This is a genomic window from Sulfitobacter sp. (genome assembly GCF_041552635.1).
GTDB lineage: Bacteria > Pseudomonadota > Alphaproteobacteria > Rhodobacterales > Rhodobacteraceae > Sulfitobacter.
This window is the reverse complement of sequence record NZ_JBFEKM010000155.1, coordinates 1-10,058: the sequence shown is the minus strand read 5'-3', so window position 1 is coordinate 10,058 and position 10,058 is coordinate 1. Positions and strand designations below refer to the sequence as shown.

The following is a 10,058-nucleotide window of genomic DNA, read 5'->3' as shown; positions in this document are numbered from 1 at the left end:
GAGGGTCTGGTGCTGCCCTATCTGGATATTCCATTTCAGCACGCGCATCCTGATGTTCTCAAACGTATGGCCCGTCCCGCTGCCGCCGCCAAGACGCTGGACGAGATCGCCGCCTGGCGCGACACCTGCCCGGATATCACGCTGCGATCGACTTTTATCGTCGGCTATCCGGGCGAGACAGAGGCCGAATTCCAGACGCTGCTGGAGTGGCTGGACGAAGCGCAGTTGGACCGTGTCGGTTGTTTTCAATACGAAAACGTCGATGGCGCGCGATCAAACGCGCTGCCAGATCATGTGCCGGACGAAGTCAAACAAGACCGCTGGAACCGGTTCATGGAGAAAGCGCAGGCCATTTCCGAGGCCAAGCTGGAAGCCAAAGTCGGGCGTCGGATGGATGTGATCATCGACGAGATCGACGGCGATGCCGCAACTTGCCGGACGAAGGCCGACGCGCCAGAGATCGACGGGAACCTGTTTATAGACGAAGGCTTTGAGGGCTTGTCGGTCGGCGACATCGTCACAGTCGAGGTCGAGGAAGCGGGTGAGTATGATCTATGGGGTCGGGTTGTTTGAGGCGCACTTAATCTTTCAACGAATAATTGTATTTTTGTTTAGAAGTGCTAATTAGAAAGATGGTATGGAGGATTTGGATTGATATGTACGGTTACAACGAAAAAAAAGCCGGTCAAGTTGTGGCTTTCTTCGGCCTTAAGGCCGGCGGTCAGATAAATGTCTTAAAACTAGCTAAACTTCTTTATCTAGCCGAAAGAGACAGCATGGCAGCTTATGATGAACCGATGTTTTATGACAAGCTTGTTTCTATGGACCATGGGCCGGTGACTTCCATTTCTCTCAATCTAGTTAATGGCATGCAACCCAGTGATGTATGGCCGTTATATCTTTCAGGACGAGCCGGTTATGATGTGATTGTGAACGATACTATTTCGCTGGCCGAGTTGGACGAATTGAGTAAAGCAGATTTGACGATACTTAATACCCTATGGGAAAAATTTGGGCAGTATAGCCAGTACCAGATCCGCGATTGGACCCATGAGAATTGCCAAGAATGGGAGAACCCTCAAGGTTCGTCCGAACCGATACCTCACGAGAGAGTATTTAAGTTTCTTGGGAAAAAAGAAGCAACGTCACTTGCTGAGTCACTTCAATCCTTTAGAGCAATGCATAAAAGGTTTGAGGCCGTCTGTTAGCATATGCTAGCGATCGGCACTGCATTTCTTGTCCCATCTGGACCGGCAGAATATCTGCACCTAAATATTGTTGGTACCGCTCAGATTGAGCCTCCAGACATGAGGCTTTTAATTCCAATTTCGTCAATTAAAGATGGAGTGTTCCATGACCAGACTTGTGTTTTGGACGTGGGAGAGCACCCTTTTATCACAAAACCGAGTTTCGTTTTTTATCGTCACATTCAACAGAGGTCTGCGACCAAGATTTCGATGTGCTTAGAAAACGGCGATTTTATCGCGAAGGACAGCGCGTCTGAGGCTCTGATTGCAAAAATCATCGCTGGTATCCCCGCATCTAACTTTACTGCACCATGGGTTTTGAATTTCTTCCAAAATTGAACCTATCAGGCAGGGTGGGACGGTCGCACTATCAAAGCCCCCCGATGTCCCCCCTCCCAATCAGCCAAAAATAGCCCATCTAGTTGAAGAACTCTAAAGCACCCCTACATATACCCCACCGAGCAAGGCACCCACACAGAAACCTTGCAAATGTTCCGTTAATGTTCTATATATGTTCCATAACAGAATACAGGGGGCTTACCGAATGTCCTACCAACCTCAATTTCCCGGATTGTTTTCCTCTGATCAGGGGGCGGTTCCGGCGCATCATCACGACGACAGCCATGCATTGCCTGCCACGCCAAAGCAGATGCAGTATGCCACTTCGCTTGCCGCCAAAACCGGTGCAGCGCTTCCAAAGGGGATCGGCGCTGATCGGGTGGCGTTGTCGGCGTGGATCGACCGCCACAAACCAAAACCGCTCGAAGGGCGCTTTGCCGATTACCCGTCTTCCAAGCAGGTGGGCTTTGCCGAGCGGATTGCCAAACTTAAGCGGACCCAGGTGCCGCAGGAATGTTTCCGCGACAAAACCATGATGTCGCGCTGGATCGACAGTAACAAACCACGCTAAGGGCTGTTTCTGCGACTACGGCGACCTATATTCATGGGTATGACCGAAAAAACCAAAGTACTTTATAACGCCAGTTGTGCGCTGTGCAGTCGCGAGATTGATCACTATGAGCGGCTAAGCCAGGCGCAGGCTTTGGCGATCCAATATGATGATCTGAATGACGGCACCCGTTTGGCCGAATGGGGACTGACACCGGATCAGGCCGCGCGGCGCTTGCATCTGCGCAAGGATGGTCAAGTCTATGCTGGCATCCCTGCCTTCATCATCTTGTGGCAGGAAATCCCGCAGATGAAATGGCTGGCACGGATCGTCAGCCTGCCCGGCGTGCACGGGTTGGCGTGCTTGACCTATGATCATCTGCTTGCCCCGGTTTTGTACCGCTGGCACCTGAGACGACAACGAAGGCGGCGGCGAACATAGCCCTTGCCCGTCCGATTTCATTCACCAAAACAACACAATTTCATGCTAGCGTCTGACTATGGCTTATCCTTATTCCCCAGCTGAAACCGTTGCCGATAGCACCATACATGGGCTTGGGCTTGGCTTTGCTATTCCGGGAACGATTTTGCTGATGGACCATGCAGGGGTTCAGGATGCGCCGGTCACCGCGACATTGATCTATGCGATTTGCTTTATCCTGTCCCTGTCTGCATCCGCGATTTATCACACCTTGCCATTCGACAGAACACGGCCACTGCTTCAGCGGGTGGATCATGCAGCGATCTATTTCAAGATCGCAGGGACCTACACCCCCATCGTCATGGTGATCGGCACCGGATTTGCCTATGGTATCCTTGGCATTGTTTGGGTGCTTGCGATCCTTGGTGCCGCCGCCAAACTACTGTTCTGGAGCGCGCAATCAAAGGCGTCGCTGATTTTATACCTTGCCATGGGCTGGCTATCGGTTCTGTTGATATGGCCGATGTGGAACACGTTGCCGGGCACAGCGATGCTGCTGATCGGTGTTGGCGGGCTGACCTATTCGCTAGGGACGATCGTGTATGCGCACCCCGGCATGCGGTTCCAGAACGCGATATGGCACGGTTTTGTCCTTGCCGCGTCCATCTGCTTTTTTGCAGCAATCGCGATCAGCATCTAGGCTTTCTATTTAGCATCGGCCATCTGGTCCAGATACGCGCGCACGCAGGTTTGCACATGGCGAAACCGGTCGCCCCCCAGATGCTTGCCACCATACCACCGCGTCACGACGATCAGGTGATCATACAGGCCTTCACGCTCCAGCATGCGGATGATGACCATGCCCGCCCCCGCTTCGCCGTCGTCGCCCTTCAAGGGGATGCCATCAGATAAAACCACACCCCACGTGTTATGAGTGGCCTTGGCATAGGATTTGTCGCGTTTAAGCTGCTTCAACGCCGCGTCGACGGTGCTTCGGTCGGACACCGCGCACCCCGAGACCGCATATTTCGACCCCCGATCCGTGATGATCTGCCCAAGCTGCCGCATGCGGACGTCTTAAAGGCCTGCTGCCGTGCGCCGGACCGTGTCCAAACGCGACGCATTGGGCGGATGGGTGCCTAAAAACCGATCGCCCGGATCAGGAATGCGGGTAAAGAATTCGGCACCACGCAGCGGATTATAACCCGCGCGCGCTGTGATGATGGTGCCAAGCGCATCCGCCTCAAGCTCGAAATCTTTCGAGTACGTCCGCGCGCCAACCTGCGCACCCAAACGCTGAGCCGTTTCCACAGCAGAGGAATCACCCCCGCTAAGCGACGCGAGCCCCGCAAAAATCACCGCCCCTGCGACGGCATTTTGCTGCTGGCGCGCGATATGTCCCTCGATGTGGTGTGACGCCTCGTGACCCATCACAAACGCGAGCTCATCCTCGTTGCGCGCATCAGCAATCAGCGCCAGCGTAAAGGCGATCACGGGGCGGCCTGCCTTGTCTTCGGTCTGATAGGCGTTGGCGGGCTGATCCGGGCGGTCATCGACGACAATGTTGAAATCACAGTTGATACCTGACGTGCGGGCGCGACATTCGCGTTCAGCCACCGGTTCAACGGTTTGCAACACCCTTAGAAAATTGCGCGTCGTCTGCTGCCCATTTAGGGCGGGCTGCGCGTTTTGCACAGGTTGCGATGTCATAGGCCCCGAGGCCGGGATGGGTTCGCAAGCTGCAACCAGAACCACCGCTGCAATCGCGCCAAAAAATCTCATCATCTGTCCGTGCTTCCTCGTAATCTGATCTGCGCAGAATTCACTTTGATGTATAACGTTTGTTTAACGCGACAAGGTGCGGTTGAACAGCCACCCCAGACCCGCCCTTGCAATGATCCGCCGAAAGCATACTGTACACCTCATGTTTACAATCGAACACGAATTTGATGCCAGCGTGATCACCCTGGTCGACGAAAGCAAATCAATCTTGCGCGAAGACGTGGTCGTTCACGCCTTTGCCAGCGTCGTAACCTTTGAGCAATGGGATCCGCGCACCGATACGGTCAACAAAATCAGCCTGTCACCGGAACAGTTGCGCGATCTTACCCTTGCGCTGAACATGCCCGAAGGTATTTATCGGACCAGCCCGAAACGCTGATCAAAGGAATATCCCATGGCCACAGGCACACACATCAAGACCTATTTCGAAGGTGCTTGGCATGACGGCGACGTGTCAGTCATAAAAGCCGCGGATCACGGGGCATGGCTGGGCACCACAGTGTTTGACGGCGCGCGGATGTTTGACGGGCTGTCCCCCGACCTTGAAGCGCATTGCGCGCGGATCAACCGGTCCGCACAGGCGCTGATGATCACCCCGACCGTTGAAACGGCTGACATGGTCGAAATGGTCCGCGAGGGCCTGAAAGGCTATGATCGCAGTGCAGCGATTTATATCCGACCGATGTATTGGGCCTTGGCGGGCGATGAGCTGGGGATCGTGCCGTTGCAGGATGCCACCGGTTTCGCAATTTCGCTTGAACAGATCCCGATGGCCGCGCCCGAGGCCGCCACCACCCTCACCCGCACCCGTTTTCGCCGCCCCGTGTTGGAAGACAACGTGGTGAACGCCAAAGCGGGGTGTCTCTACCCCAATAACGCCCGCATGATGGCCGAGGCCCGCAGCAAGGGTTTCGGCAACGCGCTGGTGGCCGATGCGATTGGCAATGTCGCTGAAACGGCCTCGGCTAACGTGTTCATGGTCAAGGATGGCGAGGTGTTTACCCCCGTCCCCAATGGCACATTCCTCGCCGGGATCACCCGCGCGCGGCACATGGCGAACATGCGCGCTGACGGGATAAAAGTACATGAATCCGTCCTGAGCTTTGATGATTTCCACGGTGCCGACGAAGTATTCCTGTCAGGCAACATGATGAAAGTCACGCCCGTAAAGGCGTTTGACGACACGCAATACCAGATCGGCCCCGTCACCCGCCGCGTGCGCGAGATGTATTGGGACTGGGCAGCCTCAGAACGGGCCTGAACGGCTTACCTAAAATCGCGATTGCCAGCCAAGCCCGCCCAAGTCATGATTACCCATCATCGTGGCGGGCCAAAGCCGCCCAATCGGAGGACATGATGCGTAAATTTATGGTCGTTCTGGACGACAGCCGGGAATGCCTGAACGCAATGCGTTTTGCCGCGATGCGTGCGTCAAATTCTGGCGGTGGGGTTGTGATCCTGTCGGTCATCCCGCCAGACGAATTCAACCATTGGATCGGTGTCGCAGAGGTCATGCGCGAAGAGGCCCGCGAGCGGATCGAGGTGCATTTCGAAGTGTTCGCCAAATGGATGCGTGACCGGTTGCAAGTTGAACCCGAATTGGTGATCCGCGAAGGTGGCATCGTGGACGAGATCATCGCACAACTGGCCGAAGATCCAGAGGTCGGCGTTTTGGTGCTGGGTGCAGGAACCGACAAGAAATCCGGCCCCGGACCTTTGGTTACGCAACTGTCGCGAAACGCGGGCACCTTGCCTGTACCCATCACGATCGTGCCTGGCGACCTTAGCAAAGAACGCCTAGAGGCGATCACATAGGCGAAGTTCAAACCCATTTTAGAATCGTTCCAAACCTTGACTTGCCCCCTGTCAGCCCGCATATCTGGATCAACCCCATAGAGGAGCCTGTAATGTTTATTCAGACCGAATCCACACCAAACCCCGCGACGCTGAAATTTCTGCCCGGTCAGACCGTGCTGGAAATGGGCACCGCCGATTTCCCGGCCCCCGAGGCGGCCAGCGCGTCGCCCCTAGCCACGCGGCTTTTTGCAGTTGATGGCGTGACGGGCGTTTTCTTTGGAACGGATTTTGTGACCGTGACCAAGGCTGATACAATTGAATGGGACCACCTCAAGCCCGCGCTTCTTGGTGCCATCATGGAACATTTCCAATCCGGTCAATCGGTCATGGAACAGGGCCACGAACATGCCTCGGGCCATGCCGAACACACTGGCGAAGACGGTGCCATCGTGGGCCAGATCAAAGAGTTGCTTGATAGTCGCGTGCGCCCTGCCGTTGCCCAAGACGGGGGCGATATCACGTTCCACGGCTTCGAACGCGGTGTGGTTTATCTGCACATGCAAGGGGCCTGCGCGGGCTGTCCATCGTCCACATTGACGTTGAAAATGGGCATCGAAAACCTGCTGCGCCACTACATCCCCGAAGTAACCGAGGTACGCCCGGTTGCCTAAGACGCCCCTGATACTGGCGTTTGACACATCGGCCGCACATTGTGCGGCCGCTTTGCTGTGCGGTGACAAGATGCTGGTGAGCGTTGAAGAACCCATGGCCAAGGGCCAAGGCGAACGGCTCCTGGGCCTTTGCGCCGAGGTGCTTGAAACCGCGGGCGTGACCTATGACGACCTGACCGCAATCGGTGTGGGCATTGGACCGGGCAATTTCACCGGCATCCGCATTTCGGTATCGGCCGCACGGGGGCTTGCCCTTGGTCTTGGCATTCCCGCGATCGGTGTTTCCAGCCTTGATGCTCTGGCCTTTGGCACTGATGGCGTGGTGATTGCCAGCCTTGATGCACGTCAAGATGCGATGTTCGTGCAGGTGTCAGGCACGCTGGATGATCGCAATCCCGTCATGTGCAGCCTTGACGATTTGCCCACCATTCCCGCGCGCGATGATCCTGTTTGCATCGGCTTTCAGGCCGAAATGATCGCCGCCCTGTGCAACGGTGCCTCTCGCGCGCCAAAAATGCCCATCGCCGAGGCCATAGCCCGCATCGCCGCAAGCCGTCTGGGCGAAGAAAACCCGCGCCCTGCCCCCTTGTACTTGCGGCCCGCCGACGCGGCACCTGCGCGTGACGCGCCGCCCGCCATCCTGTCATGAGGCCGAATAAGCTGGCGCAAATCCACGCCGCCGCCTTTCCCCAAGACCGCAGCTGGAGCGCGCAGGAATTCGAACAACTGATGGCATCCGAGTTTGTCACCCTAATCAGTGACGCCAATGGGTTTGCCCTGACGCGGCTGGTCGCAGGGGAAACCGAACTGCTAACCCTTGCGGTTGATCCCGCACAGCAAAACCAGGGCATCGGACGAGGCCTGTTGCAGCGTTGGTTGGACATCCCCGCCGACACCGCATTTCTTGAGGTCGCCGCCGACAACGCCCCGGCGATCCATCTCTATTCCAGTCTGGGTTTTGAAATCACCGCCACCCGACGGCGCTATTATCTGCGCAAAGATGCGGCAGCGGTGGATGCTTTGACCATGTCATTGGACTTAACGCGTCGTCACCCGGCGGTTTCCTAGCCCCAAAGGTGCGAATCCGGTTGACCCCGCCTGCAGCCTACGCAGTATCAATGGCAGTGATCGACGGGCCCAAGGAAATATCCGGGCCTGCGACCGGGTATTGGCGCTGCGCCAACACCCCAACATAATGAAACTCGGGAGATCCTTCATGACCCTTATGACCAAATTCCTTGGCGCTGCTGCTGTCACAGCACTTAGCGCAGGTGCCGCATTGGCCGAACCTGCCCTGATTTTTGACCTTGGCGGGAAATTCGACAAGTCTTTTAACGAAGCAGCATTCAGCGGCGCGCAGCGTTGGGCCGAAGAAACCGGCGAGACTTTCCGCGAAATCGAATTGCAGTCCGAAGCACAGCGCGAACAGGCCCTGCGCCGTTTTGCCGAAGCGGGTTCCAACCCGATCGTCATGACCGGCTTTGCCTTTGGTGACGCGCTTGGTCAGGTCGCAGGCGACTATCCCGAAACCGATTTCGTGATCATCGACATGGTTGTTGATGCGCCCAACGTCCGTTCGGTTGTGTTCAACGAACACGAAGGGTCGTATCTTGTCGGCATGATGGCTGCGATGGCGTCCAAGTCCAACACAGTCGGTTTCATCGGCGGCATGGATATTCCGCTGATCCGCAAATTTGCCTGCGGCTATGCCGAAGGCGTCAAGGCCGTGAACCCGGATGCAACCGTGATCGCCAACATGACTGGCACGACACCTGCCGCCTGGAATGACCCGGTCAAGGGATCAGAGCTGACAAAAGCGCAAATCAGCCAAGGCGCTGACGTGATCTATGCTGCGGCTGGCGGCACCGGTGTGGGCGTGCTGCAAACCGCAGCCGACGAAGAAATCCTGTCGATCGGTGTGGACAGCAACCAGAACTATCTGCACCCCGGCAAGGTTCTGACCTCCATGCTCAAGCGGGTCGACAACGCCGTTTACAGCGCGATGACAGATGGCCCCGGCATGGAAAAAGGCTTTAACGTCATGGGCATCGCCAATGGCGGTGTGGGCTATGCCATGGATGAATTCAACAAAGATCTGGTGACAGCCGACATGCAAGCCGCCGTTGACGAAGCCTCTGCCAAGATCGCTGACGGGTCGTTGATGGTACATGACTACATGTCCGACGACAGCTGCCCCGCGCTGAGCTTCTGAACGTGACCGACAAAACGGATATGGAGCGGCAGGCAACTGCCGCTCCAGCCATTGAACTGAAGGGCATTTCCAAAGCCTTCGGTCCGGTGCAGGCCAATAAAGACATTTCCATTCGCGTTATGCCCGGTACGATCCATGGGATCATCGGTGAAAACGGCGCGGGCAAATCCACGCTGATGAGCATCCTTTACGGCTTTTACAAAGCCGATAAGGGCGAGATTTTTATCAGTGGCAAAAAGACAGACATCCCTGACAGCCAGGCCGCGATTGCCGCAGGCATCGGGATGGTTTTCCAGCATTTCAAGTTGGTCGAAAATTTCACAGTGCTCGAGAATATCATTCTGGGGGCCGAAGACGGGCGGTTGCTGAAGCCGTCGCTGGCCAAAGCGCGCAAAAGCCTTTTGAAGCTGGCCGACGATTACGGCCTCAAGGTTGATCCCGACGCGCTGATCCAGGACATCGGCGTCGGCATGCAGCAGCGGGTCGAGATCCTGAAGGCGCTGTACCGGCAGGCCGATATTCTGATTCTGGATGAACCCACGGGCGTGCTGACCCCCGCCGAAGCCGATCAATTGTTCCGCATCCTTGGGCGGCTAAAATCCGAAGGCAAGACGATCATCCTGATCACCCACAAGCTGCGCGAGATCATGGAAACCACCGACACCGTTTCCGTCATGCGCCGCGGCGAGATGACCGCGACAGTCAAAACCGCCGAGACCTCCCCGGCCGAGCTGGCCGAGTTGATGGTCGGGCGTAAAGTCTTGCTGCGCGTCGATAAAAAACCTGCGCAACCGGGCGAGGTTATTTTGGATATTAGCGGGCTGCGCGTTGTTGACGAAAAAGGTGTTGAACGTCTGCGCGGGATTGACTTGCAAGTGCGCGCCGGAGAGATCGTCGGCGTGGCAGGCGTGGCCGGAAACGGCCAGTCAGAACTTCTCGAGGTGTTGGGCGGATATCAGACCGGCAAAGGATCGGTGCGGGTCAAAGGCCAGGCGCTGGACCTGACCGGCAAACATTCCGACGGCCAGTCGCGGCGCAAT

At 56.4% G+C, this 10,058-nt stretch carries 15 protein-coding genes and 1 pseudogene; 14 read left to right on the top strand and 2 right to left on the bottom strand.

Annotated elements, in window-relative coordinates:
* The 6 genes and pseudogenes from ABYT07_RS16215 to ABYT07_RS16190 all read left to right on the top strand — a co-directional run.
* Positions 1 to 573 (top strand): annotated as a pseudogene (locus tag ABYT07_RS16215) (30S ribosomal protein S12 methylthiotransferase RimO); the annotation flags it as partial.
* An 83-nt stretch (positions 574 to 656) separates the two neighbouring features.
* Positions 657 to 1,208, top strand: coding sequence for a type II toxin-antitoxin system antitoxin SocA domain-containing protein (locus ABYT07_RS16210; protein ID WP_372993073.1), 552 nt, complete (start codon positions 657 to 659; stop codon positions 1,206 to 1,208).
* A gap of 3 nt (positions 1,209 to 1,211) precedes the next feature.
* Entirely contained in the window at positions 1,212 to 1,586 is a 375-nt protein-coding gene (locus tag ABYT07_RS16205; protein WP_372993072.1) for a hypothetical protein, read from the top strand.
* A gap of 205 nt (positions 1,587 to 1,791) precedes the next feature.
* Complete coding sequence (locus ABYT07_RS16200) at positions 1,792 to 2,157, top strand: hypothetical protein (RefSeq protein ID WP_372993071.1); 366 nt, start codon at positions 1,792 to 1,794, stop codon at positions 2,155 to 2,157.
* Between the two features lie 39 nt (positions 2,158 to 2,196).
* Complete coding sequence (locus ABYT07_RS16195) at positions 2,197 to 2,577, top strand: thiol-disulfide oxidoreductase DCC family protein (RefSeq protein WP_372993070.1); 381 nt, start codon at positions 2,197 to 2,199, stop codon at positions 2,575 to 2,577.
* Between the two features lie 58 nt (positions 2,578 to 2,635).
* A complete protein-coding gene (locus tag ABYT07_RS16190; RefSeq protein WP_372993069.1) occupies positions 2,636 to 3,256 on the top strand; it encodes a hemolysin III family protein in 621 nt (206 codons plus the stop codon).
* Between the two features lie 5 nt (positions 3,257 to 3,261).
* Here ABYT07_RS16190 and ABYT07_RS16185 read toward each other — a convergent pair whose 3' ends face one another.
* A complete protein-coding gene (locus ABYT07_RS16185) occupies positions 3,262 to 3,624 on the bottom strand; it encodes a YigZ family protein (protein WP_372993068.1) in 363 nt (120 codons plus the stop codon).
* Positions 3,625 to 3,633: 9 nt separating this feature from the next.
* Complete coding sequence (locus tag ABYT07_RS16180) at positions 3,634 to 4,341, bottom strand: M48 family metallopeptidase (protein WP_372993067.1); 708 nt, start codon at positions 4,339 to 4,341, stop codon at positions 3,634 to 3,636.
* A gap of 139 nt (positions 4,342 to 4,480) precedes the next feature.
* On the opposite strand from ABYT07_RS16180, the gene ABYT07_RS16175 reads away from it, so the two are divergent.
* From ABYT07_RS16175 to ABYT07_RS16140, 8 genes are all read left to right on the top strand, one after another.
* Positions 4,481 to 4,717, top strand: coding sequence for a hypothetical protein (locus ABYT07_RS16175; RefSeq protein WP_372993066.1), 237 nt, complete (start codon positions 4,481 to 4,483; stop codon positions 4,715 to 4,717).
* 15 nt (positions 4,718 to 4,732) lie between these two features.
* The gene (locus ABYT07_RS16170) at positions 4,733 to 5,599 is read left to right on the top strand and encodes a branched-chain amino acid aminotransferase (protein WP_372993065.1); all 867 of its coding nucleotides are present in this window, start codon (positions 4,733 to 4,735) and stop codon (positions 5,597 to 5,599) included.
* A 95-nt stretch (positions 5,600 to 5,694) separates the two neighbouring features.
* The gene (locus ABYT07_RS16165; protein ID WP_372993064.1) at positions 5,695 to 6,153 is read left to right on the top strand and encodes a universal stress protein; all 459 of its coding nucleotides are present in this window, start codon (positions 5,695 to 5,697) and stop codon (positions 6,151 to 6,153) included.
* 92 nt (positions 6,154 to 6,245) lie between these two features.
* On the top strand, positions 6,246 to 6,806 hold the full coding sequence (locus ABYT07_RS16160; protein ID WP_372993063.1) for a NifU family protein: 561 nt from the start codon (positions 6,246 to 6,248) through the stop codon (positions 6,804 to 6,806).
* Positions 6,799 to 7,455, top strand: coding sequence for a tRNA (adenosine(37)-N6)-threonylcarbamoyltransferase complex dimerization subunit type 1 TsaB (tsaB, locus tag ABYT07_RS16155; RefSeq protein ID WP_372993062.1), 657 nt, complete (start codon positions 6,799 to 6,801; stop codon positions 7,453 to 7,455). The genes ABYT07_RS16160 and tsaB overlap by 8 nt, the downstream gene beginning before the upstream one ends.
* Positions 7,452 to 7,874, top strand: coding sequence for a GNAT family N-acetyltransferase (locus ABYT07_RS16150; protein WP_372993061.1), 423 nt, complete (start codon positions 7,452 to 7,454; stop codon positions 7,872 to 7,874). The genes tsaB and ABYT07_RS16150 overlap by 4 nt, the downstream gene beginning before the upstream one ends.
* 148 nt (positions 7,875 to 8,022) lie before the next feature.
* A complete protein-coding gene (locus ABYT07_RS16145; RefSeq protein WP_372993060.1) occupies positions 8,023 to 9,018 on the top strand; it encodes a BMP family protein in 996 nt (331 codons plus the stop codon).
* Positions 9,019 to 9,038: 20 nt separating this feature from the next.
* Positions 9,039 to 10,058 (top strand): ABC transporter ATP-binding protein (locus ABYT07_RS16140; RefSeq protein WP_372993074.1); only part of this gene is annotated, 1,020 nt, incomplete at its 3' end.

Excerpts from the sequence above, each read along its gene's own strand:
- ABYT07_RS16210 (WP_372993073.1), top strand. The coding sequence starts at position 657 with ATGTACGGTTACAACGAAAAAAAAGCCGGTCAAGTTGTGGCTTTCTTC.
- ABYT07_RS16205 (WP_372993072.1), top strand. The coding sequence starts at position 1,212 with ATGCTAGCGATCGGCACTGCATTTCTTGTCCCATCTGGACCGGCAGAA.
- ABYT07_RS16200 (WP_372993071.1), top strand. The coding sequence starts at position 1,792 with ATGTCCTACCAACCTCAATTTCCCGGATTGTTTTCCTCTGATCAGGGG.
- ABYT07_RS16195 (WP_372993070.1), top strand. The coding sequence starts at position 2,197 with ATGACCGAAAAAACCAAAGTACTTTATAACGCCAGTTGTGCGCTGTGC.
- ABYT07_RS16190 (WP_372993069.1), top strand. The coding sequence starts at position 2,636 with ATGGCTTATCCTTATTCCCCAGCTGAAACCGTTGCCGATAGCACCATA.
- ABYT07_RS16185 (WP_372993068.1), bottom strand. The coding sequence starts at position 3,624 with ATGCGGCAGCTTGGGCAGATCATCACGGATCGGGGGTCGAAATATGCG.
- ABYT07_RS16180 (WP_372993067.1), bottom strand. The coding sequence starts at position 4,341 with ATGATGAGATTTTTTGGCGCGATTGCAGCGGTGGTTCTGGTTGCAGCT.
- ABYT07_RS16175 (WP_372993066.1), top strand. The coding sequence starts at position 4,481 with ATGTTTACAATCGAACACGAATTTGATGCCAGCGTGATCACCCTGGTC.
- ABYT07_RS16170 (WP_372993065.1), top strand. The coding sequence starts at position 4,733 with ATGGCCACAGGCACACACATCAAGACCTATTTCGAAGGTGCTTGGCAT.
- ABYT07_RS16165 (WP_372993064.1), top strand. The coding sequence starts at position 5,695 with ATGCGTAAATTTATGGTCGTTCTGGACGACAGCCGGGAATGCCTGAAC.
- ABYT07_RS16160 (WP_372993063.1), top strand. The coding sequence starts at position 6,246 with ATGTTTATTCAGACCGAATCCACACCAAACCCCGCGACGCTGAAATTT.
- ABYT07_RS16150 (WP_372993061.1), top strand. The coding sequence starts at position 7,452 with ATGAGGCCGAATAAGCTGGCGCAAATCCACGCCGCCGCCTTTCCCCAA.
- ABYT07_RS16145 (WP_372993060.1), top strand. The coding sequence starts at position 8,023 with ATGACCCTTATGACCAAATTCCTTGGCGCTGCTGCTGTCACAGCACTT.